Here is a 21,848-nt window from a genome sequence, read left to right on the forward strand (position 1 = left end):
GTGCCACCCCACTCGGCCATTTAATTACCACTGCTAGTTTTTGCGGTGCGGCCCTACTATGTGCGCCATGGCCCGACCGCGCAAGCCCCTGCTCAGCCGAGAACGCATCGTCGAGACGGCGGGCGCGCTCGTGGACGCGGAGGGGCTCGCCGCGCTCTCCACCCGGCGGCTCGCCGCCGAACTCGGAGTGAGCGGGCCCTCGCTCTACAACCACTTCCGCACGAAGGACGAGATCCTCGACGCGATCGCGGACGCGGTGAGCGCGAAGATCGACCTGTCGATGTTCGCGGAGGACGACGGCCGGGACTGGCGGACCGCGCTGCACGACTGGGCCGTCTCCTACCGCGCCGCCCTCGCCGACCACCCGCACATCGTCCCCGTCCTCGCCCAGGGGCCCGGCCGCCGCCCGGCGGGCCTGAAGGTCGCCGACGCGGTCTTCGGCGCGATGGTCCGGGCCGGCTGGCCCCCGGCCCAGGCCACCTCCATCGGCGCCCTGATGCGGTACTTCATCACCGGCTCCGCCCTCGGCTCCTTCGCCCGCGGCTTCGTGGACGACGAGACGGCCTACGACCCGGCCGACTACCCCCACCTCGGCCAGGCCCACCTCCTCGCGGAGCGCCGCCAGAAGGTCGACGAGGGCGCCTTCGAGACGGGCCTGCGGGCACTGCTCGACGGTCTGCGGCTCCAGTACGAGGCGATCCCGGCCCGCCCTGACGCAGCGCATGGTTCGGCCACCGCCGAAGCGTGAGTGAGGCAGGCTTGCCGCATGGCAGCCAGTGATCTCGCCGCGCTCGCGGCGCTCTTCGCGGACGAGAGCCGCGCCGCGTTTCTGCTCGCCCTGCTCGACGGGCGGGCCTGGACCGCCGGGGAGCTCGCCCGGCACGCCGGAGTGGCGCCGTCGACCGCCAGCGAACACCTCGGGAAGCTGGTCGCGGGCGGGGTGCTCGCCGAGGAGCGGCAGGGCAGACACCGGTACGTACGCCTCGCCGACCCCGGGATCGCGCACCTCGTCGAGGACCTCGCCGCCCGGTCCGAGCCCGAGGTGCCCGCGCCGCCGCGCTCGCTGCGGGCCGCGAGCGCCGGGCAGGCGATGGCGCGGGGCCGGACCTGCTACGACCACCTCGCGGGACGGCTCGGCATCGCGATCACCGAGGCGATGACGGACCGCGGACTGCTGCGCCAGGACACCGGGTTCGCGCTCACGGACCGGGGCCTGGCCTGGTTCGACGAGCAGGGCATCACCCTCGTACGGAAGGGGCGGCGGCCCGTCGCGCGCGGCTGCCTCGACTGGACGGAGCGGCGGCCGCACCTCGCGGGGATCGCGGGCGCCGCGCTGTGCCGGCACGCGCTCGACGCCGGGTGGTGCGTACGGATCGGATCGGAGCGGGCGGTGAAGGTCACGCCGGAGGGAGAGACGGCCCTGCGGGCCGGACTCGGCATCGAGGCGTCGGTGTTGCGGTGAGGCCGGGGGCACGGGGCGGGCGCGATGAGGCCGGCGGCGCGGTGCGGGGCGGGGCGGCGAGGTCCGCGGCGCGTGCGGGGCGGGGCGGTCAGGCCGGGGCGCGGGGCGGGGCGGTGAGGTCCGTGGCCGTGCGGGCGCGGGGCGGTCCGCTCCTCGATATTGCGGTGAGCGCCGAAGGGTCCGCACCCTACGGTCGGGGCATGCAGAAGCAATCCTCCCGGCTCGCTCTCGCCGCCGCCGGTGTCACCGTCGTCCTGTGGGCCTCCGCCTTCGTCTCCATCCGCAGCGCCGGGGCGGCCTACTCCCCCGGCGCGCTCGCGCTCGGCCGGCTGCTCGCCGGGTCGCTGGTCCTCGGCGCCGTGCTCCTGGTGCGGCGCGAGGGGCTGCCGCCCCGGGCCGCCTGGCCGGGGATCCTGGTCTCCGGGCTGCTCTGGTTCGGGGTGTACATGGTGGTCCTGAACTGGGGCGAGCAGGAGGTCGACGCGGGCACGGCCGCGATGGTCGTGAACATAGGGCCGATCCTGATCGCCCTGCTCGGCGCGCGGTTCCTCAAGGAGTCGCTGCCGCCCCGGCTCCTCGCGGGCATGGCGGTCTCCTTCGCGGGCGCGGTGACCGTCGGCCTGTCCATGTCCGGCGGCGGCTCCGGCGGGCACGCCTCCGTGCTCGGGGTGGTCCTCTGCCTGCTCGCGGCGATGGCGTACGCGGGCGGGGTCGTCGCCCAGAAGCCGGCGCTCGCGCACGGCAGCGCGCTCCAGGTGACGACCTTCGGGTGCCTGGTGGGGGCCGCGGCCTGTCTGCCGTTCGCGGGACGGCTGGTCGAGGAGGCGGGCAGGGCACCGCTGTCGGCGACCCTGAACATGGTCTACCTGGGCGTGTTCCCGACGGCGCTCGCGTTCACGACCTGGGCCTACGCCCTGGCCCGTACGACCGCGGGCCGGATGGGCGCGACGACGTACGCCGTGCCCGCCCTCGTCGTGATCCTCGCGTGGGTGTTCCTGGGCGAACTGCCGGGCCTGCTGACGCTCGCCGGGGGCGCGCTGTGCCTCGCGGGCGTGGCCGTATCCCGCTCCCGGGCGCGGGCTTCCGTGACCGCCGGAACGGCTGAATCCACCTGACAGGGCATACCCCCGGTTCCGGTCAGTTCGCGGGCGTCCCCTGCGGGGTGGGCGCCCACGACCTGGGAGGAAGACGCGCGTCAAGCCCCAGTTCCGGCCGGACGGACGAGAAGGCACGTTTCGCCGCTCCCCGGCCGGATAGTTTCGAGTCGGTCACAGCGCGGGCCGGAAGACAACGCTCCGGCCCTTCTCGCGAGTTCACGGGGGAGCTCATGGCGATTCAGCAGCGGGCGGAACGCACGAGGCAGGAGATCCTGTCCTCGGCCGCGCGGGTGTTCGACAGAGTGGGCTACGAGAGAGCCTCCCTGGCGCGGATCGCCGGCGAGGCCCGTGTGACGACCGGCGCCCTGGTCTTCCACTTCGCGACCAAGTCGGATCTGGCGACCGCGGTGCGCGGGCGGGCCCGGGCGGTCACCCGGATCACCGTCGAGTCGGCCTGCTTATCCACGGAGGGCGTGGGCGGCACCGCGATCGACAAGCTGGTCATCACCACCCACGCGCTGATCCGGCTCTTCGAGACCGACCCGGTGGCGCGCGCCGGTGAACGCCTGGCCCGCGAACTGCAGTCGACGGACCCCGGGCCCGGGCAGGACTGCCCCTGGCGGCGCGAGGTGGGCCGGCTCGCACGGTTCGCGGTGGCGGAGAAGGCCCTGCGGCCGGGCGTGGACGCGACGGCCGTGGCGGCGCTGATCGGTTATGTGATCACCGGGGTGGAGCTGGAGATGCGCGTCCCGAGCGCGCCGGCCGACGAGCTCTGGCCCGCCGAGAGCGCTGCCCCGCACAGTACGGCCGCCTCGCACAACGCGACTGCGCCGCACAACCCGGCCGCCTCGCACAACCCGGCGGCTCTGCACAATCCTGCCGAGGAACGGCTGCGCCGTATCTGGGAGTTGATCCTGCCGGGGCTCGTCCACCCGTCCGCCCAGGCGGCCCAGGAGGCGTCGAAGGCGACCTCGCAGGGGAGGTCAGCGACCGCCTCCTGACTCGAGGAGCTGACGGGCGAAGGCCGACAGCGAACGCCCGATGCGCTCGGCCGACAGGCCGAGTTGATGCCGCTGGAACTGGAAGAGCTCCGGCGACAGCGGACTGAGCGCGATGTCGATCAGGGGGTCGGGGTCCTCGACCCCGTGGTCGACCAGCAGCGTCCGGACGTGGACGCGCCAGAAGCCGTACGCGCCCGTCCGGAAGCGCGCGGGGCCCGTCTCCGCACCCAGGGCCAGCGGCAGATGCCGTTCCAGCAGATCGAGCATCGCCAGATAGAACGCGGCGAGCCGCTCCCCCGCCGGTGCACCGGGGCCGAGCGGCGGCGGTCCGTAGATGAGCTGCCCCTGCAGCCGGCGCTCGTGCTCGTCGAGCAGCGCCACGGCGACCGAGGACGGATCGGGGAAGCTCCGGTAGAGCGTGGCGCGGCCCACGCCCGCGGCCTTGGCGATCCGGTCCATCGTGACCGACCGCGGGTCCTGCTCGGCGAAGAGCCGCTCGGCCGCGGCCAGGATCTGGGCACGGTTGCGCTCCGCGTCCGCACGTCTGCGCGGCGCGACCGGCTGCTCGTCCGCGGCCTGAAGATCACCGAGGAGCCCGCCGACCCGGTGCACGGAGGCGGCTCCCCGACCTCGCTGCTCTTCCTCGCTCATGAACCAGACCTTACTTCCCCCGGGGCTAAGTGGACACCTTGTCCGTTTGCCATGTTGCGTGGCATGCTAAACGGACTCAGTGTCCACTTATCCGCTCGCCATCCCGCCCCAGGGAGATCCAGATGCACACCGCGCTCCTCGCCGCGGCCCTGCTGGTCGGCTGCCTCCTGGCCGTCCAGGCCTCGGTGAACCTCCAGCTCAACTCGGCCGTCGGCACCCCGTACGGCGCTTCGACCATCCAGCTCGGCGTCGCCACCACGCTGCTCGTCGTGCTCGCGGTGGCGGCCGGCGCACTCGGCGCGCTCGGCAAGCTGCCCGACGTGGAGTGGTGGCAGCTGCTCGGCGGACTCGCCAGCCCGCTCTACATCACCAGCGGCATCCTGCTGTTCCCACGGCTCGGCGCCCTCGCCGCCGTCGGACTCTTCGTCACCGGCCAGATGTTCTCCTCGCTCGCCCTCGACCTCTTCGGCCTCCTCGGCCTGAAGCAGAAGGAGCTGAGCGTCGGCATCGTCCTCGGCGCCCTCGCCGTCCTCGCGGGCATCGTCGTGATCATCCGGGGCATGAAGGCCGCGGCCCCTCCCGGCGCCCCCAAGATGTCGAGCGCCGGCCGCATCGGCTGGCTCGCCCTCGGCATCGTCGCCGGCGGCGTGCTGCCGGTGCAGGGCGCGGTCAACGCCCAGCTGCGCGCCCAGCTCAAGGAGCCCATCACCGTCGCCGTGATCAGCTTCGCCGTGGCGACCTTCACCATCGCCGTCGTCCTGCTCGTGCTCTACGCGACCCGGAAGACCCCGAAGCCCAAGATCGCCCCGCTGAAGAAGATGCCCTGGTGGGGCTGGCTCGGTGGCGCCTGCGCCGCCGCGTACGTCACCGGCACCTTCCTGCTCATCCCCACCATCGGCGCGGCCGTGACCATCGCCCTGACCGTGACCGGGCAGCAGCTGACCTCGGCGCTGATCGACCACAAGGGCCTGTTCAAGCTCCCGCAGCGCTCCCTGACCAAGCCGCGCGCCCTGGGCCTCGCCCTGCTGATCGCCGGCTCCCTGACCATCCAGCTCGTCTGACCGAGGCCGGCGCCTCCCCCGGGCCCCCGCCCGGGGGACCCCCGGCCCGCTCGGCGCCTCATGAAAGGCTGCTCATGAAGACGTCCTACACCGCCGGGCCGGACATCCACGTCCTCCCCTCGGCCCTGCCCATCCCCGGTCTCGGCGACCAGCCGGTGAACGCCTTCCTCGTACGGTCCGGACAGCCGCTCCTCGTGGACACCGGCATGCCCGTCGACCGGGAGGGCTTCCTGGACTCCCTCTGGTCGCTGATCGACCCGGCCGACCTGCGCTGGGTCGTCGTCACCCACGACGACCGCGACCACACCGGCGCCCTCGCCCGGATCCTGGCGGAGGCGCCGCACGCGAAGGTGCTCGCCAACGCGATATCAGTGACGCGAATATCGGAAGAGTTCACCATTCCGCAGGACCGGGTAGTAACCGCGAACCCGGGAAGTCGTGTGAAAGTCGGAGATCGCGAGCTGAGTTTTCACCGGCCGCCCACCTTCGATTCACCCGGCACCCTCGCCGTGTTCGACCATTCCGATGGAACGCTCTACAGCTCCGACAGCTTCGGCACCGTCGTCGAAGAAATTCGCCAGGACTTCACCGACCTTTCCGAGGAGGAATTCTTCCACGGCTTCGACGTACTGAACCGTGCTATCGCCCCGTGGACCGCCCTGGTCGACGAGGCGAAGTTCCTCCGCCCCGCGCACGAACTGGCCGCACTGCGCCCCGCGCGGCTGCTCAGCGCCCACGGACCGACCGTCGAGGAGGCCGCCGTACCCCGCCTCTTCGACGCGATGGCCCGCATCCCGTCCCTCCCCGCCTGGCTGCCCGACGCCGACCTCGACCTCGAGGCGGCGCTGGACGCCCACGAGTCCACCGCCGGCTGAGCGCCGCTCCGCCCGCACCCGAACCGAGGAGAACCATGTCCGACCCGACCACCGCCGATCTGACCCCGCCGCGCGGAGTCGTCACCGTCTTCTCCGACATCTGGTGTTCCTTCGCGCACATCGCCATCCACCGGCTGCACACCACCCGGGCCCGCCTCGGCCTGGAGGAGCAGGTCTCCTTCGACCTGCGCGCCTTCCCCCTGGAACTGCTGAACGACGCCCCGAGCCCGCGCCCCGGCACGGACAGCGAGGTCGCCCGGATGGCCAGCCTGGAGCCGGCCGCCGGCTGGCAGCTGTGGCAGGCCAAGGACTGGCTGTACCCCTCGACGACGCTGCCGGCCCTGGAGGCGGTGCTCGCCGCGAAGGAGCAGAGCCTGAACGCCTCGGAGCAGCTCGACCTGGGCCTGCGCCGGGCCTTCTGGGCCGAGTCGCGCTGCATCAGCCACCGCAAGGTGATCCTGGACGTGGCCGCGGAGACGGGCGCCGTCGACGTCGACGCCCTCACCGAGGCGCTGGACGACGGGCGTGCCCGCCGGTCCCTGGCCGACCAGGCGGCCCTGTCCAAGAGCGACCGCGTGAACTGCAGCCCCCACCTGTTCCTGCCCGACGGCTCCGACCACGCCAACCCCGGCATCGACGTGGGCTGGGAGGGTGCGTACGGCATCGGCTGGCCGGTCATCGCCTCGGACGACCCGAAGGTGTACGAAGACATCCTGCTGCGGGCCGCCACGGAATAGAAAACAAGCCGCCGAGGCGGCCGAATAACGCGAACGACGGTCAGGCATTCCTATTCGAGGAATGCCTGGCCGTCGTTCCTTTTTTTCTTCCGCAGAACATCGCGGTGATTATTAATTGCGTGACCCGGCCGTTATTCGCAAGGCCGCTCGAACCTCCTAAAGTCGTTTGCGCCGCCGGAATTCCGGACGAGTTTCGTATCGACAGCGGGAGTTTTCATGTCGTTGACCGACAAGGCAGACGTCAGCACCTTCGTCGACCTCACCCAGCACGAGATCGAGGCCCTGAAGACCCGGTTCAACCTGGCCGACGCCCACACGCACCAGCGTCAGTCCGCCTCGCAGGAGCGGATCGTCTCGCGGCTTCCCGAGCTCTGGCACGAGTCCGAGTCGAAGCAGCAGGCCCACTTCGAGCGCCAGTTCATCGACGCCTTCTTCCGCCTGCACCAGCAGCCCACCGCCCGGGCGATGGACCGCACGCTCCTTTCGTACTCCGCCAGCGTCTCCACGATGGTGGCCGGCATGTTCCTCAAGCAGCGCGGGATGTCCGTGCAGCTGGTGGAGCCCTGCTTCGACAACCTGGTCGACCTGCTGCGCAACATGCAGGTGCCGCTCGGGCCGGTCGACGAGTCGGTGCTGCACGACAAGGGCGCCATCTACGACCGTCTGGTCGAGGCGATCGACGCGGACGCGATCTACCTGGTCGACCCCAACAACCCGACCGGGTTCACCCTGCTCGCCGAGAAGCTGGAGGGCTTCGCCGAGGTCGTCCGCTACTGCGTGGACCACGACAAGGTCCTGGTGATGGACTTCTGCTTCGCCTCCTTCGCGCTGTGCGACGAGGGCATCGGCCGCGTCGACATCTACAAGCTCCTGGAGGAGTCCGGCGTCACCTACATGGTCATGGAGGACACCGGCAAGACCTGGCCGATCCAGGACGCCAAGTGCGCCATGATCACCGCCAGCCGGAACATCCAGGAGGAGGTCTACAACCTCCACACCAGCGTCCTCCTGAACGTCTCGCCGTTCGTCCTCAACATGGTCACGCAGTACATCGAGGACTCCATCGAGGACGGCTTCGCCTCCGTCCGCGACATCATCAAGACCAACGGCGAGGCCGCCCGCACCGCCCTCGATGGCACCATCCTGGAGTTTCAGGAGCCGGTCGTCGGCACCAGCGTCGCCTGGTTCCGCATCAAGCCGAAGCACCTGACCGCCACCCAGCTCCAGGCCGTCCTCTTCGACGAGGAGGTGTACGTCCTGCCGGGCACCTTCTTCTACTGGAACACCAAGGAGAAGGGCGAGCGCTTCGTCCGCCTGGCCCTGGCCCGCGAGCCCGAGGTGTTCGCCGGCGCGATGGAGCGGATGCGGAAGGTGCTCGAGCGCTATGCCGGCTGACGCCACCCCCGACGCCGTCGAGCACGCCCCCACGGTGTTCATCGACGCCACCCTCTTCATGGGCATGCACAGCAAGGACGACACCGTCCGCGTCGCCGCCAAGGCCTTCTTCGCGGCACGTCTCGCCGCCGGGGAAGCCGGCCGGGTCGTCATGAACTGGGAGCAGGTCGGCCGCTGCGACGACCTGGTGTGGGGCTACGAGCGGGGCGTGCAGGACGACTACTACCCGTTCATGGACGTCCTCCACACCGACCTGGCCATCGACCGGGTCCCGTACGACGAGGACGACGTCCGGCGGGCCTTCACCGACCCCGCGCTCGACGGTCTGCCGGCGCACGAGCGCCTGCTGCTCGCCCAGGTCATCGGCCGCGGGGGCGTGCTGCACACCGCGAGCCCCCGGCTCCTCAAGGCGGCCGACGGTCTGCCCGTCCAGCCGCTCGGCGGCGGCGCGGAGCCCTCGTTCCCCGCGTACCTGGAGGACCTCTACCAGCGCTCTCTGGTGCTGACGGTCGACTCCGACACCCTCTGAACTCCTTGCGAAGGGCACCCCACTCATGCCTGACACCTACTCCGGGACCGTCGTCCCGCTGATCACCCCCCTCGACGAGCACGGCACCGTCGACGAGCAGAGCGTCGTCCGGCTCCTCGACCACATCCGGGCCGAGGTCACGGGCCTCATGCCGGCGCTGACCTCCGGCGAGGGCTGGAAGCTCGACGCCCGGCAGTGGCAGGACGTCGTCACGTACACGGTCAAGCACGCCGGCGGCCTCCCCGTGCTCGCCGGGATCCAGCTCCCGGACACCGCCTCGGTGGTCGACCGGGCCCGCACGGCGGCCGAGATCGGCGCCGACGCCGTCGTCGTCACCACGCCCTTCGGCGCCGACGTGACGCAGGACCAGATCGTCGAGCACTACCGGGCGATCCGCGCGGCCCTCGACATCCCGATCTTCCTCTACAACGAGGAGGCGCTGTCGGGCAATCGCATCGAGTTCGAGACCCTGATCCGGATCTGCAAGGAGATCCCCGGGATCGTCGGCATCAAGGAGTCGAGCGGCGACGCCGCCTTCACCCGCCGGATGGCCGAGGCCGGCACCGGCATCCCGGTCTTCGAGGGCTGGGAGAACCTCCTCGTCGACGCCCGCGGCATCCAGGGCTTCATCGGCCCGCTGGCCAACCTCGAACCCGGTCTGTGCAACGCGATGCTGGTCGACCCGACCCCGGACCGCCAGGCCGAGATCAACACCGTCTGCGAGAAGTACGGCGTCTTCAAGGACGACTGGTACCGGTGGGTCAAGAAGGAGCTGCACGAGCGTGGTGTGATCAGCTCCCCCACCACGCACGAGGAGGCGAAGGCGGCATGAGCACGCCCTCGTCCCCCGCCACCGCCCCGGCGCCCGCGCACTCGTTCGCGACCCCGCCCGCGACCGCCCACCGCGAACTCCACACCCTCTACCGGCGGGTGCCCAACCTCGGCGACTACGGCTCGATGACCTCGATCGAGGAGCGGTGGATCCTGCCGAAGGCCCGCGCCTACGAGGCCTCCGCGCCCCGGTTCGGCTCCGCCGGCGAACTGCTCCAGGCGCTCAAGGAGTTCCTCGCCGAGGAGGAGGCCGCGCTCCCGGAGAGCGCGACCTTCCTCGCCGAGCACGCGACGCTCGACCAGTTCAAGGTGGTCGTGCGGGAGTTCGCGCTCGACGGGCTCACCGAGTCCGAGTCGCTGCTCCCGGTCGTCCCCCGCCTTCCGTACCGCTCGGCGATGGCGGTCTTCCGGGTCCTCATCGACGAACTCGGCTGCGGCAACGAGGAGAAGGCGCACTCCCAGCTCTACCGGGACCTGCTCACCGAGCTCGGCATGAGCCTGAAGCTCGACGACTACCTCGACGACACGTCGCCGGAGTGCTACGCGTACGTCAACATGTTCCACTGGCTGGCGAGCCGGGCGCCGTCCCCGCAGTACTTCCTGGGGGCGTACGCCTACTTCGAGACCAGCGTCCTGTACGCCTTCCAGAGCTTCGCCCGCGCGGCGCGGCGGCTCGGGATCGTCCACGACGCCTACTACACCGAGCACCTGTACATCGACTCGTACCACAGCAACCACATGCGGACGGCGATCCGCGCGCTCGACGAGCCGGACTTCGCGAAGATCTGGGCGGGCGTGCGGCTGGCCTCCGACATCGTCGGCGAGGCCACGGAGACGGCGATCGCACGGGCGCGGGAGACCGTCGCATGACGGCCGTGCCCGCCGGGCGGCGGGGCTCCGGCGAGCCCACCGTCCGCCAGGTGACCGACGACCTGGTGCTGGTCGAGGTCGGCGGCCGCAAGGTCCTCGCGGCCGCCGTCTGCCCCCACCGCGGGGGCCGGCTCAAGTACGGCAGGGTCGACGGGGACAGGCTGCGGATCACCTGCCCCCTGCACCACACGACCTTCGACCTGACCAGCGGCGAGCGCACCTCGGGGGCGGCCTGCGCCGCTCTCCGGGTGGTCGACGTGCTGCCCGGCCAGGACGGTCCCGAGGACCTCGCCGGGGGCGCCTCATGACCACCACACCGACCGGGGCGGCGTCCACCGTGACGCCGCCCCGTGCGGCGGTCGACCACGACGGCATCGCGCCGGTGCCCGACGCGGAGCGCACCTCGACGCCGGGCGACTTCGGCTGGATCTGGCCCTCGGCGCAGTTCTCGTTCGGCACGGTGGTGCTGGGCGCGCTGCCCGTGGTCTTCGGTCTGGGCTGGTGGGCGTCGGCGAGCGCGATCGCGGCGGGCGTCGCCGTCGGCACGGCGCTGCTCGCGCCGCTCGCCCGGTTCGGGGTCCGCACCGGCACCAACGATCCGGTGGCGAGCGGGGCGCACTTCGGCGTGCGGGGCAGGGTCGTCGGCAACCTCATCACGGTGGTGACGGCGCTCGGCTTCTTCGCGATCGCGGTGTGGACGGGTGGCACGGCCGTGATGGTCGCGGGGCACCGGCTGCTGTCCACGCCGACGGGTCCGGGCGCGCTGACCGTCGCGATGTTCGTGACGGCGGCGGCGGTCGCCCTGGTCGCCGTGCGCGGTCACGAGACGCTGGTCCGCACGTACCGGATCACGGCGGTCACCGGCGGGGCGGTCCTGCTCGGCACCGCGCTCGTGCTCGCGCCGAAGTTCGACGCGGGATACGCGGGCGGGCCCCTGGCGCTCGACAGCACCCTGCACACCTGGCTCCTCGCGGCGACCGCGTCGGCCACGGTGCCGCTGTCGTACGCCACGTTCCAGGGCGACTACACCCGCTACATGCCGGCCACGACCCCCACCGGCCGGGTGGTCCGGGCCAGCGGGATCTCCATGTTCCTCAGCAGTCTCGCTGCACTGCTCACCGGCGCGTACGTGACGACGCTGTTCCCCGTGCCCGACGAGCCCTGGCTGCAGGGCCTGACGGACGCGGTGCCGGGCTGGTTCGCGGTGGCGGTGGTCGTGTTCGGCTTCGCGGGCACCCTGCCGCAGGCCGGGCTCTGTCTGTACGCGGCCGGGCTCTCCGCCAACTCGGTGTTCTGGCGCTCCTCGCGGGCGGCCGTGACCACCGTCGTCGCGCTGCTCGCGGCGGCCGTGCTGTACCTGGGGGCGGTGGTGTACGACGCCATGGACGCGATGTCGGCGTTCGTGACGCTGCTGCTCACGGTCGTGGCCCCGTGGGCGGCCGTGCTCTCCGTCGGGTACGTGCTCCACCGGGGCCGGTACGACGCGGAGGCACTGCGCGCGTTCGCCACGGGCGGCGGCGGACGGTACTGGTACAAGGGCGGGGTCAACCCGAGGGCCGTCACGGCCTTCGCGGCGGGCTCGTTCGTGGGCGTGCTGTGGGTCAACAACCCCCTGTACACCGGCCCGTTGACCGGCCTCACGGGCGGGGTGGACCTGAGTCTGCCGGCCTCCTTCGTGGTCGCCGCCGTGCTGTACGGGGCGCTGTGCCGGGTGTGGCCGGAGCCGCTGCTTCCGCCGTCACGAACTGCGAGGTGATGCCATGTCGATGCCAACGGGCCGGCTGACTGTCCGGTCGGTCGTCGAGGAGGCGGAAGGCGTACGGGGGCTGCTCCTGGCGGATCCCGCGGGCGCCGCACTCGCGCCCTGGGAGCCCGGTGCGCACCTTGAGGTGACGCTGCCGTCCGGGACGGTCCGGCACTACTCGCTCTGCGGCGACCCGGCGGAGCGGAGCACGTACCGGATCGGGGTGCTGCGCGAACCGGCCGGCCGGGGAGGCTCCGAGGAGCTCCACACCGCCGTCGGGGAGGGCACGCTCCTCGGGGTGCGGGGCCCGTTCAACCGCTTCCCGCTTCTGCCCGCCGAGCGGTACCTCTTCGTCGCGGGCGGCATCGGCATCACCCCACTGCTGCCGATGGTCCGCTCCCTGCCGCCGGGGACGTGGTCGCTGCTGTACGGCGGCCGGAGCCTGGCCTCCATGGCGTACCGCGAGGAGCTCTCCGTACTCCCCGGGGTCACGCTCGTCCCGCAGGACACGGAGGGGCTGCCCGACCTGGACGCCGTCCTGGCCGGGCAGCCCGCCGGGACGGCCGTGTACTGCTGCGGCCCGGAGGGGCTGCTGCGGGCGGTGGAGGAGCGGTGGCAGGGTCCGCTGCACACGGAGCGGTTCGGGGCGGCGCCGGCGGAGAGGCCCGTCGGCGAGGACGGCTTCGAGGTGGAGCTGCGGCGGAGCGGCCGGACCCTGCGGGTGGAGCCCGGCCGGACCCTGCTCGACACCGTGCGCGAGGTGGTGCCGGGGGTGGCGTACTCCTGCGAGGAGGGCTGGTGCGGCACCTGTGAGACGAAGGTGCTCGCCGGGACGCCCGAGCACCACGACACCGTCCTCGGCGAGGACGAGAAGGCCTCGGGGACGACGATGATGATCTGCGTGGGGCGGTCGTGCGGCCCCCGTCTCGTGCTGGATCTCTGACCCGCGGAAGCCCGTACCGGCCGCTGTGCCGGTACGGGCTTCCGCACGCTGTCAGTCGAAGACGACCAGGGCGCGGCCGCCCTTGCCCGCGAGCATGTTCTCGAAGGCGCCCGGGATGCCGTCCAGGGTGATCCGCTCGGTGACGAGTGCGCCGAGGTCCAGCCGGCCGGCCCGGATGTGTTCGGCCAGCACCGGCAGGTCCTCGGCCGGGTTCGAGTTGCCGTAGACGCAGCCCGCGAGGGTGCGGCCCCAGTGGAAGAGTTCCAGGGCGTTGAAGGTGACCTGCTGGTCCTTGCCTCCGATGCCGACGACCGTGGTGCGGCCGCCGCGCCGGGTGGATTCCCAGGCGGTCCGGATGGTGACGGCGCGGCCGACGCACTCGACGGCGACGTCGACGCCCTGGCCACCGGTCAGCTTCCGGATGTCCTTGGCCGTGGTCTCGGAGGCCACGACGTACTCGGTGGCGCCCGCCGCCCTCGCGAGCGCCTCCTTCTCCGGGGAGACGTCCACGGCGACGATCGTCGACGCTCCCGCGATCCGCGCGGCCTGGAGCGTGGCGAGGCCCACCCCGCCGACGCCGAAGACGGCGACGGTCTCGCCCTCGCGGACCCGGGCGGAGTGGTGGACCGCGCCCCAGCCGGTGAGGACGGCGCAGCCGAGGAGGGCGGCGTCGGTGAGCGGCACCCCGTCGGGGACGGGGAGGACGCAGTTCGCGGCGACGACCGTCTCCTCGGCGAAGGCGGCGACGTTGAGGCCGGGGTGGAGCTCGGTGCCGTCCTCGGTGCGGGCGTGGATGTTCGCCGCGCCGGTCAGGGCGTTCGCGCAGAGCCAGACCTCGCCGAGCGAGCAGGGGTGGCAGCTGCCGCAGGACGGCGCCCAGTTGAGGACGACGCCGTCGCCGGGGGCGACATGGGTGACGCCCTCGCCGACGGAGACGACGGTGCCCGCGCCCTCGTGGCCGAGGACGGCCGGGACCGGCACGCGCATGGTGCCGTTCGAGAGGGAGAGGTCGGAGTGGCAGACCCCGGCGGCGGCGAGCCGGACCCGGACCTGACCGGGTCCGGGCTCGGGGAGTTCGATGCCGGTGATCTCCAGCGGAGAGCCGACGGCGGGCAGGACGGCGGCGCGGATCACTCTCGTTGCTCCTTCTGCGCTCAGAACTGCAGGGACTTGGTCTGGAGGTACTCGGCGAGGCCGTGCGCGCCGAGCTCCCGGCCGACGCCGGACTGCTTGTACCCGCCGAAGGGGGCCAGCGGGTTGAAGCGGCCGCCGTTGATGTCGACCTGGCCGGTGTCCATGCGGCGGGCGAAGGCGACGGCCTCGGCCTGCTCGCCCCAGACGGCTCCCCCGAGGCCGTAGACGGTGCCGTTGGCGATGGCGAGGGCCTCGTCCTCGTCCTCGTACTTCAGGAGCGAGACGACCGGGCCGAAGATCTCCTCCTGGGCGATGGTCATGTCGGGGGTGACGTCGGCGAAGACGGTCGGGGAGACGTAGTAGCCGGTCTCGCGCGGCGCCTCGGGGCCGCCGGCGACGAGCCGGGCGCCCTCCTCGATGCCCTTCTCGATGTAGCCGCGCACCCGCTGCTGCTGCTTGGCGTTGACGAGGGGGCCGACGCGCTCGCCGGGGACGTACTTGGCGACGGCCTCGGCGGCGAGCGCCACCGCCTCCTCGTACCGGTCGGCGGGGATCAGTATCCGGGTCCAGGCGCTGCACGTCTGGCCGGAGTTGGACATGACGTTGGCGATGCCGACGGCGACGGCCTTGGCGAGGTCCGCGCTCGGGAGGATCACGTTGGCGGACTTGCCGCCGAGTTCGAGCGCGACCCGCTTGACGGCACCGCCGGCGAGGGCGCCGATCTTCTTTCCTACGACGGTGGAGCCGGTGAAGGAGACGAGGTCCACGTCGGGGTGCTCGGCGAGCGCCTGCCCGGCGACCGGGCCGAGGCCGGTGACCAGGTTGAAGACGCCGGCGGGCAGACCGGCCTCGTGGACGGCCTCGGCGAAGAGCTGGGCGGTGAGCGGGGTGTCCTCGGCGGGCTTGAGGACCGTGGTGCAGCCGGCGGCGAGGGCCGGGGCGACCTTGGCGACGATCTGGTGGAGCGGGTAGTTCCAGGGGGTGATCGCGGCGACGACGCCGACCGGCTCGGCGTAGACCGTGGAGTTGCCGACCTTCTCCTCGAAGGGGTGGGTGGCGGCGAGTTCGGCGTACGAGCCGGCGACGGCGATCGGCAGTCCGGCGTGGACGGCGGCGGCGAGCTGCGGCGGGGCGCCGAGCTCGGCGGTGACCGTGGCGGCGATCTCCTCGGCGCGGGCGGCGAGCGCGTCGCGGAGGGCGGCGATACGGGCTCCGCGCTCGGCGGGCGGGGTGGCCGCCCAGCCGGGGAGCGCGGCGCGGGCGGCGCGGACGGCGGCGTCGACGTCCTCGGCGGTGCCGGCCGGGACGTGGCCGATGACCTGCTCGTCCGCCGGGTTGATCACCGGGACGGTGTCCGTGGAGGAGGCGGGGCGCCACTCCCCGCCGATGTACATCGCGTCGTGGGCCTTCATCTGCTGTCTCCTCTGCGTCGCCGCTTCCTCGTCCGCCCCAAACTAGCGCTGTTAGTTTTCGCGCGCCAGATCCCACCGGAGTGCCCCCGGTCTCACTGGGCGGCACGGCACGATCGTGCCGCCTTGCCCCCCGTGTGGGCAATCGTCCCGCTGGGGCGATGGGGATCCCCCCTGCTCGAGCGAAGCCGAGAGCTTGGGGGAGGGTGGGCACACGGGACGGCGCCCTTAGCGGCGCCTCCGCCTTCCGAGCCTGGACCCGCACCACCAGGTGGGCGCACTGCCGGTGCGGGTTCAGGCGCTGAAGCCTCTGGCGCCGGCAAGGGCGCCGTCCGTTGTGCCCACCCGTTCCGCCCCGGCGGAACGCATGCCCACAACGGGGGGGCACCGCCCCGGCGGAACGCATGCCCACAACGGCCGCGGGCCGCAGGCCGCGCGCGTCAGTAATTCCCCAGTAACGCCCCGGTCCTAGCGTCCCCGACCGAGCCCGCCCCACCGCCCGTCGAGCCTCCCGCCGAGGCCCCGGGGCGGCGGGGCGCCGGCTTCCCCCGTACCAGCGATGGAGGAGCCACCCACATGCACCCGCCCCGCTCGCCGCTCCGGTCACCCCTCCGGCGCGGAACCACCGCCTGGGCCGCGGCCGCCGCCACCGCCGCGGCCCTGCTCGCGGCGCCCGCCGCGACGGCGGCACCGGCCTCCGCACCCTCCCCCCACGCCACCGTCGACCCCGGTGTCACCGCGACCGTCGACGCGGGCGGCGAGGCGACGTTCTTCGTGGTCCTCGCCGAGCGCGCCGACCTCTCCCGGGCCCGCGCCCAGCGCGGTCACGAGAAGAAGGCCCGGACGGCCTTCGAGACCCTGCGGGCCGAGGCCGGCCGCAGCCAGGCCTCCCTCACCCGCTTCCTCGACCGCGCCAAGGTCGGCTACGAGTCGTACTGGATCGCCAACGCCGTCAAGGTCACCGGCGGCAAGGCCCTCGTCGAGCAGCTCGCCGCCCGCCCCGATGTGGCGGCCCTCCGCCAAGAGCGGCACTACGCCCTCGACACCGTCGAGCAGAGCTCCACGGCCGCCGAGGAGGCCGTGACCCCCGAGTGGGGCGTCAAGGACATCAAGGCCGACCAGGTCTGGTCGCAGTACGACAACCGCGGCGAGGGCATCGTCGTCGCGAACGTCGACTCGGGCGTGCAGTTCGACCACCCCGCCCTGAAGGGCAACTACCGGGGCAACCTCGGCGACGGCACCTTCAGCCACGACTACAACTGGTACGACCCGACCGGCCAGTGCACCGGCGGCACGCCCTGCGACAACAACGGCCACGGCACCCACACCATGGGCACCATCGCCGGCGCGGGCGGCGTCGGCGTCGCCCCCGGGGCGAAGTGGATCGCGGCCAAGGGCTGCGAGGCCCGCAGCTGCTCCGACTCCGCGCTCCTGAAGTCGGGTCAGTGGATCCTCGCGCCGACCGACCGCAACGGGCGGAACCCGCGCCCCGACCTCGCCCCGGACATCGTCAACAACTCCTGGGGCGGCGGGAACACCACCTTCTACCAGGACATCATCACCTCCTGGAACGCCGCCGGGATCTTCGAGGCCTTCGCGGCCGGCAACTCCGGCAACGGCGTCAGCTGCTCCACCACCGAGGCCCCCGGCGCCCAGGCCCCGGCCTACGGCGTCGGCGCCTACGACGTGAACGGGAAGATCGCCTCGTTCTCCGGCTTCGGCCCCTCCCTCGTCGACGGCTCGATGAAGCCGAACATCTCGGCCCCGGGCGTCGACGTCCGCTCCTCCTGGCCGGGCGGCACCTACCGCGCGATCTCCGGTACGTCGATGGCGACCCCGCACGTCGCCGGCGCCGTCGCCCTGCTCTGGTCCTCGGCGCCCTCCCTCATCGGCGACATCGACGCCACCCGGGCCGCCCTGAACGGCTCCGCCCGTGACGTCGACGACACCCACTGCGGCGGCACCGCGGCCGCCAACAACGTGTGGGGCGAGGGCAAGCTGGACGTCCTCGCCGCCGTGGACCGCGCCCCGCACACCGCGGCCACCGTCACCGGCACGGTCACCGACCGCGCCACCGGCTCCCCGCTCGCCGGAGTCACCGTCACGGCCGCCGCCTCGGACTCCGCCTCCTCCGACGGGACCCGGCGCACGGTGACCACCGACGCGGCCGGCGCCTACCGGCTGACACTCCCCGCCGGCACGTACACCCTCACCGCCGGCGGCTACGGCTACCGGGACCTCACCGAGAACGGCCTCACCGTCACCACCGGCCAGGCCCTCTCCCACGACCTCGCCCTGGACGCCGTGCCCGCGCACGCCGTCACCGGCACCGTCCTCGACGTCACCGGAAAGCCCCTGAAGGGCGCCACCGTCCGCTTCACGGACGCGCCGCTCGCCCCGGTCGTCACCGACGCCTCCGGCGCCTTCCGCTTCCCGGCCGTCGCCGAGGGCTCCTTCACCCTCACCGCGACCCCGGCCGCGCCCGTCCTCTGCAACGGCACCTACCAGGCCGTCCTCCCGGTGGACGGCGACGAGAGCGTGACGGCCGCGCTGCCCGCCCGTACCGACGCGTCCGGCAACGGCTGCCTGCCCGCCTCGTACGCCTGGACCACCGCGTCGACGAAGCTCGCGCTCTCCGGCGACGAGAACGCGAAGACGATCGCCCTGCCGTTCCCCGTCTCCTTCTACGGCGTCACGTACAGCCAGGCGAGCGTCACCACCAACGGCCTGGTCAACTTCCTGGCCCCGCGGCTCGGCGACTACGCCAACACCGCGCTGCCCTCCCCCGGCCAGCCGAACGGCATCCTCGCCGCGTACTGGGACGACCTGACCCTGGACGCCAAGTCGGCGGTCAGGACCGGGACCAGCGGGACCGCCGGGCAGCGCAGGTTCACGATCCTCTGGGAGAACGCGGCCTTCGCCGCCGACACCGGCAAGCGCGTCACCTTCGAGGCCGTCTTCGAGGAGGCGACCGGCGCGATCGTCCTGCAGTACCAGTCGATCGGCGCCGACCCCCTGGAGGCCGGCGGCGGCGCGACCGTCGGCATCGAGAACCAGGCCGGGACGGACGCCCTCCAGTACTCCTTCGACGAACCGGTCCTGAAGGACCGTTCGGCCCTCCGTATCTTCCCGAAGGCGGCGTGATGACCCACCGTTCCCGGCGCGGCGTGCGCCTCGCCTCCGCCCTCGTCGCGGCAGGCCTCGCCCTCACCGCACTCCCCGCGACCGCCGCCCACGCGGCCGGCGAACCCGTCGCCCCCGACGGCGCGCGCATCCTCACCGACGCCCAGGCCGACGCCCTGGAGCAGCGCGCCGAGGCCCCGCAGCCCCTGGACGTCACCCCGCAGAACGAGCAGTCCACCGGCCCCGCCGCGGCGGCCACCGAGGACGACTCCACCGCCGGTGTGAGCCTCGGCCAGGCCTCCGCCGTGGAGACCTACCGGGGCCAGGCCGACACCGCCCAGCTCGACGGCGGGCAGGGCGACTTCCTCGCCGTGCACAGCCTCGGCACCGTCACCCGGCTCGCCGCGGACGGCCGCACGGTCTGGAAGCGGGACAACGCCTCGCTCTACGCGGACTGGCAGGTCACGAACATCCGGCCGTGGCAGACCGAGCCGTACCCGGCCCGGATCACCACCGGCTTCCACGCCAACAGCCCCTTCGCGGACAGCTCCGACCGGGGCTGGGCGCAGGGCGACCTCACCGGCGACGGCGTCGCGGACGTCGTCTTCACCGCCGACGTCGGCACCAGCCCGTACCGCCCCTTCACCTCCCCCGGCTCGCCGCTCACCACGGGCACCTTCGTCACCGTCCTCGACGGCGCCACCGGCCGGACGCTGTGGTCGAAACTCTTCGCCGACGCCCAGCAGGTCACGCTGGTCGGCGACACCCTGCTCGTCGGCGACCAGCCCTCGACCAACCTCAACTCCGCGAAGGACGCCACCGCCGCCCTCCGTGCCTTCCGCTTCTCGTACGCCGACGGGAAGCTCTCCCCCTCGGCGACCTGGAGCTACGAGACGGGGCAGCGCAACGGCCGATGGGGCTCCACCCTCCCCCTGGGGAACGGACGCGTCGCGGTCTCCTGGTACGTGAAGAAGACGGCGACGGCCCCCGCCATGGGCCGCACCCTGGTCCTCGACACGGCCGACGGCTCGGTGATCTGGCGGACGGACAACGAGCTGTACTCCCGCCAGCTGGCCTACGACCCGGCCCGCCGGCGTCTGGTCGCCCTGGAGCAGGCGGACTACCGGGACGGCGTACGGTACGAACTCGCCGCCTACGACCCGGCCGACGGCACCCGCACCACCCTCGACACCCGCGTCAACGCGCTCGGGATCGGGCTGCGGATCGGCCAGCTGCGCGGGGACGAGGCGCCGGAGTACGCGATCAGCGAGTCGACGCTCGACGAGTACCTGTACGTCAACACCGCGACCGTCCGCGCCCTGGACGGCGGCGACGCGGCCGAGCTCTGGTCCCACACCGTGAAGCGCGGCGCGGACAACGCCAAGGACGGCGACTCCGCGCTCGGTCTGAAGATCGTCGACGGCAAGGTCCTCGCCTCGTACTTCACCACCGAGGGCAAGGAGTCCGCCGCCAACCCGGGCGGCACCCGCTTCGGCACCCTGGCCGCGCTGAACGGCCGGGACGGGGAGGTCCGCTGGCAGCACAAGGGCGCGGACGCCTCCCCGATCTACGCCCAGCCGTACCGCGAGGGCGACGAGTGGCGGGTCCGGACCGTCGACAGCGAGCAGAACATCCGCTCGTACGGGCTCGGCAGCGGGCGGCAGACCTCCGTCACCCCGCTCCAGGCGAACCTGACCACCGGCCTCGCCGCCGATGTGAACGGCGACGGACGCAAGGACGTGATCGTCGGCGGCCAGTCCCAGGGCCTGTGGGCCTACGACGGCCCCTCCCTCGCCTCCGGGAAGCCCCGTCTGCTGTGGCGGACGACCCTGCCGGGCTCCGTGCAGGGCGACATCCGGATCGCCGACACCGACGGCGACGGCCGGCGTGACGAGCTCGTCGTCGCGGCCGACACGGCGGCGGTGGTCGTCGACTCCGGCACCGGCCGGGTGCGCAGGACCATCGACGGCGAGGGGCAGTTCGTCCGCTCGGTGACGGTCGGGGACCTCGACGGGGACGGTGACGACGAGATCCTCGTGCCGACCGACGCGGTGCGCGCCTACGCCGGCGACGGGCACGCGCTCTGGGAGTACGCGCCCGCGCCCGGCCTGGTCTTCTCCGACCTCGCCGTCGCCGAGGGCAAGGTCCTCGGCTCGTACCAGACGCGCGGTGTGAGCGACGGGACCGCCGTGGTCGGCGGGACGGCGCTCGACGCCCGTACGGGCAAGGTCCTCTGGTCGGCGGACCCGACCTGGACCGGCGACCCGGACACGAAGGTCTACGCGGCGCAGCTCTACCACGGGGTGTACGCCTCGCCCGGCATCCCGTACGCCGACGGGCACGCGGCCGTCTACTCCTGGATCGCGCGGCAGGACGGCTTCTGGGTCACCTTCTTCGAGTTCCGTGACCTGCGCACCGGGCAGGTCGTGCGCACCACGACCGGCGGCGGCGCCTGGACGCTCGGCAACTGGTTCACCGGCGACGAGGGCCTCGTCCTCGCCGGCACGGCCTCGCTGCGCACCTTCGCCAAGGACGGCCAGGAGTACGAGACCTACACGCTGCCGACCCTGCACCGGGCGGAGTTCGCGACCGGCCCGGGCGGCCGGCGGCTGATCGTCGGCGGCACCGAGGGTGCGGCCTACGTGTGGGACCCGGCGGTGCTCACCGCCGGCCACCCCTACCCGAACCACCTGACCAAGCTGGCCGGGTACGCGACGCAGAACCTGGTCGTCGCGGACCTCGACGGCGACGGGGTGGACGAGGTCGTCGGCCTGGGCAAGGACGACACCGGCTTCGACCGGACGATCGAGCTGTCCGGCGGACGCTACCTGCTGTCGGACGACCAGATGCACGGCATGGTGACGGGCCGCCTGACCGCCCAGTAACCCACGCACCGCCCCGAGGCCCCCGTCCGGACCACCGGCCGGGGGCCTCCGGCTTTCCCCGGACCGCACCATTCCGGTGCACGGGCCACCCATTACAGTGG

General features: G+C 72.7%; 19 protein-coding genes. 16 read left to right on the forward strand and 3 right to left on the reverse strand.

From position 1 onward, the window contains the following. The first annotated feature begins 58 nt into the window (after positions 1-58). From AC07AW_RS22790 to AC07AW_RS22805, 4 genes are all read left to right on the forward strand, one after another. The gene (locus tag AC07AW_RS22790) at positions 59-748 is read left to right on the forward strand and encodes a TetR/AcrR family transcriptional regulator (RefSeq protein ID WP_478817281.1); all 690 of its coding nucleotides are present in this window, start codon (positions 59-61) and stop codon (positions 746-748) included. Between the two features lie 18 nt (positions 749-766). Beyond that, on the forward strand, positions 767-1,462 hold the full coding sequence (locus AC07AW_RS22795; protein ID WP_478817282.1) for an ArsR/SmtB family transcription factor: 696 nt from the start codon (positions 767-769) through the stop codon (positions 1,460-1,462). Between the two features lie 200 nt (positions 1,463-1,662). Further along, positions 1,663-2,577, forward strand: a complete 915-nt coding sequence (locus AC07AW_RS22800) for a DMT family transporter (RefSeq protein ID WP_478817283.1) — start codon at positions 1,663-1,665, stop codon at positions 2,575-2,577. 212 nt (positions 2,578-2,789) lie between these two features. Next, a complete protein-coding gene (locus tag AC07AW_RS22805; protein ID WP_478817284.1) occupies positions 2,790-3,560 on the forward strand; it encodes a TetR family transcriptional regulator in 771 nt (256 codons plus the stop codon). On the opposite strand, the gene AC07AW_RS22810 is transcribed toward AC07AW_RS22805, so the two are convergent. Continuing rightward, positions 3,543-4,211 (reverse strand): TetR/AcrR family transcriptional regulator, encoded by a 669-nt coding sequence (locus tag AC07AW_RS22810; RefSeq protein ID WP_478817285.1) that lies wholly within the window; start codon positions 4,209-4,211, stop codon positions 3,543-3,545. The genes AC07AW_RS22805 and AC07AW_RS22810 overlap by 18 nt on opposite strands. A 122-nt stretch (positions 4,212-4,333) precedes the next feature. Between AC07AW_RS22810 and AC07AW_RS22815 the strand changes: the two genes are divergently transcribed. The 10 genes from AC07AW_RS22815 (at position 4,334) to AC07AW_RS22860 (ending at position 13,196) form a co-directional block, all read left to right on the forward strand. Beyond that, positions 4,334-5,272 carry a DMT family transporter gene (locus AC07AW_RS22815; protein ID WP_478817286.1) on the forward strand — a complete coding sequence of 313 codons (939 nt, stop codon included), beginning with the start codon at positions 4,334-4,336 and terminating at the stop codon, positions 5,270-5,272. 74 nt (positions 5,273-5,346) lie between these two features. Beyond that, positions 5,347-6,147 carry an MBL fold metallo-hydrolase gene (locus AC07AW_RS22820; RefSeq protein ID WP_478817287.1) on the forward strand — a complete coding sequence of 267 codons (801 nt, stop codon included), beginning with the start codon at positions 5,347-5,349 and terminating at the stop codon, positions 6,145-6,147. A 35-nt stretch (positions 6,148-6,182) separates the two neighbouring features. Continuing rightward, positions 6,183-6,884 (forward strand): DsbA family oxidoreductase, encoded by a 702-nt coding sequence (locus AC07AW_RS22825; protein ID WP_392154381.1) that lies wholly within the window; start codon positions 6,183-6,185, stop codon positions 6,882-6,884. A 216-nt stretch (positions 6,885-7,100) separates the two neighbouring features. Continuing rightward, entirely contained in the window at positions 7,101-8,279 is a 1,179-nt protein-coding gene (locus AC07AW_RS22830) for an aminotransferase class I/II-fold pyridoxal phosphate-dependent enzyme (RefSeq protein ID WP_478817288.1), read from the forward strand. Beyond that, the gene (locus AC07AW_RS22835; protein ID WP_478817289.1) at positions 8,269-8,808 is read left to right on the forward strand and encodes a DUF6190 family protein; all 540 of its coding nucleotides are present in this window, start codon (positions 8,269-8,271) and stop codon (positions 8,806-8,808) included. The genes AC07AW_RS22830 and AC07AW_RS22835 overlap by 11 nt, the downstream gene beginning before the upstream one ends. Positions 8,809-8,833: 25 nt before the next feature. After that, positions 8,834-9,640 (forward strand): dihydrodipicolinate synthase family protein, encoded by an 807-nt coding sequence (locus AC07AW_RS22840; protein WP_478817290.1) that lies wholly within the window; start codon positions 8,834-8,836, stop codon positions 9,638-9,640. Continuing rightward, positions 9,637-10,509 (forward strand): iron-containing redox enzyme family protein, encoded by an 873-nt coding sequence (locus tag AC07AW_RS22845; RefSeq protein WP_478817291.1) that lies wholly within the window; start codon positions 9,637-9,639, stop codon positions 10,507-10,509. The genes AC07AW_RS22840 and AC07AW_RS22845 overlap by 4 nt, the downstream gene beginning before the upstream one ends. Further along, positions 10,506-10,817: a Rieske (2Fe-2S) protein gene (locus AC07AW_RS22850; protein WP_478817292.1), complete on the forward strand. Its 312-nt coding sequence runs from the start codon at positions 10,506-10,508 to the stop codon at positions 10,815-10,817. Before AC07AW_RS22845 ends, AC07AW_RS22850 begins: the two co-directional genes overlap by 4 nt. Continuing rightward, entirely contained in the window at positions 10,814-12,265 is a 1,452-nt protein-coding gene (locus AC07AW_RS22855) for a purine-cytosine permease family protein (protein ID WP_478817293.1), read from the forward strand. The genes AC07AW_RS22850 and AC07AW_RS22855 overlap by 4 nt, the downstream gene beginning before the upstream one ends. A gap of 4 nt (positions 12,266-12,269) precedes the next feature. Then, positions 12,270-13,196: a PDR/VanB family oxidoreductase gene (locus AC07AW_RS22860; RefSeq protein ID WP_478817294.1), complete on the forward strand. Its 927-nt coding sequence runs from the start codon at positions 12,270-12,272 to the stop codon at positions 13,194-13,196. A gap of 51 nt (positions 13,197-13,247) precedes the next feature. Here AC07AW_RS22860 and AC07AW_RS22865 read toward each other — a convergent pair whose 3' ends face one another. Then, the gene (locus AC07AW_RS22865; RefSeq protein ID WP_478817295.1) at positions 13,248-14,330 is read right to left on the reverse strand and encodes a Zn-dependent alcohol dehydrogenase; all 1,083 of its coding nucleotides are present in this window, start codon (positions 14,328-14,330) and stop codon (positions 13,248-13,250) included. 20 nt (positions 14,331-14,350) lie between these two features. Next, positions 14,351-15,742, reverse strand: a complete 1,392-nt coding sequence (locus AC07AW_RS22870; protein ID WP_478817296.1) for an aldehyde dehydrogenase family protein — start codon at positions 15,740-15,742, stop codon at positions 14,351-14,353. Positions 15,743-16,315: 573 nt separating this feature from the next. On the opposite strand from AC07AW_RS22870, the gene AC07AW_RS22875 reads away from it, so the two are divergent. Continuing rightward, entirely contained in the window at positions 16,316-18,883 is a 2,568-nt protein-coding gene (locus tag AC07AW_RS22875; RefSeq protein ID WP_478817297.1) for a S8 family serine peptidase, read from the forward strand. After that, positions 18,883-21,747 (forward strand): FG-GAP-like repeat-containing protein, encoded by a 2,865-nt coding sequence (locus tag AC07AW_RS22880; protein WP_478817298.1) that lies wholly within the window; start codon positions 18,883-18,885, stop codon positions 21,745-21,747. The genes AC07AW_RS22875 and AC07AW_RS22880 overlap by 1 nt, the downstream gene beginning before the upstream one ends. Positions 21,748-21,848: the final 101 nt, after the last annotated feature.

The organism is Streptomyces sp. NPDC044003 (genome assembly GCF_056435185.1).

Coding starts and splice junctions, on each gene's coding strand:
- AC07AW_RS22805 (WP_478817284.1), top strand. CDS start 2,790: ATGGCGATTCAGCAGCGGGCGGAACGCACGAGGCAGGAGATCCTGTCC.
- AC07AW_RS22860 (WP_478817294.1), top strand. CDS start 12,270: ATGTCGATGCCAACGGGCCGGCTGACTGTCCGGTCGGTCGTCGAGGAG.
- AC07AW_RS22825 (WP_392154381.1), top strand. CDS start 6,183: ATGTCCGACCCGACCACCGCCGATCTGACCCCGCCGCGCGGAGTCGTC.
- AC07AW_RS22815 (WP_478817286.1), top strand. CDS start 4,334: ATGCACACCGCGCTCCTCGCCGCGGCCCTGCTGGTCGGCTGCCTCCTG.
- AC07AW_RS22835 (WP_478817289.1), top strand. CDS start 8,269: ATGCCGGCTGACGCCACCCCCGACGCCGTCGAGCACGCCCCCACGGTG.
- AC07AW_RS22810 (WP_478817285.1), bottom strand. CDS start 4,211: ATGAGCGAGGAAGAGCAGCGAGGTCGGGGAGCCGCCTCCGTGCACCGG.
- AC07AW_RS22830 (WP_478817288.1), top strand. CDS start 7,101: ATGTCGTTGACCGACAAGGCAGACGTCAGCACCTTCGTCGACCTCACC.
- AC07AW_RS22820 (WP_478817287.1), top strand. CDS start 5,347: ATGAAGACGTCCTACACCGCCGGGCCGGACATCCACGTCCTCCCCTCG.
- AC07AW_RS22875 (WP_478817297.1), top strand. CDS start 16,316: ATGCACCCGCCCCGCTCGCCGCTCCGGTCACCCCTCCGGCGCGGAACC.
- AC07AW_RS22795 (WP_478817282.1), top strand. CDS start 767: ATGGCAGCCAGTGATCTCGCCGCGCTCGCGGCGCTCTTCGCGGACGAG.
- AC07AW_RS22880 (WP_478817298.1), top strand. CDS start 18,883: ATGACCCACCGTTCCCGGCGCGGCGTGCGCCTCGCCTCCGCCCTCGTC.
- AC07AW_RS22870 (WP_478817296.1), bottom strand. CDS start 15,742: ATGAAGGCCCACGACGCGATGTACATCGGCGGGGAGTGGCGCCCCGCC.
- AC07AW_RS22855 (WP_478817293.1), top strand. CDS start 10,814: ATGACCACCACACCGACCGGGGCGGCGTCCACCGTGACGCCGCCCCGT.
- AC07AW_RS22845 (WP_478817291.1), top strand. CDS start 9,637: ATGAGCACGCCCTCGTCCCCCGCCACCGCCCCGGCGCCCGCGCACTCG.
- AC07AW_RS22800 (WP_478817283.1), top strand. CDS start 1,663: ATGCAGAAGCAATCCTCCCGGCTCGCTCTCGCCGCCGCCGGTGTCACC.
- AC07AW_RS22840 (WP_478817290.1), top strand. CDS start 8,834: ATGCCTGACACCTACTCCGGGACCGTCGTCCCGCTGATCACCCCCCTC.
- AC07AW_RS22790 (WP_478817281.1), top strand. CDS start 59: ATGTGCGCCATGGCCCGACCGCGCAAGCCCCTGCTCAGCCGAGAACGC.
- AC07AW_RS22850 (WP_478817292.1), top strand. CDS start 10,506: ATGACGGCCGTGCCCGCCGGGCGGCGGGGCTCCGGCGAGCCCACCGTC.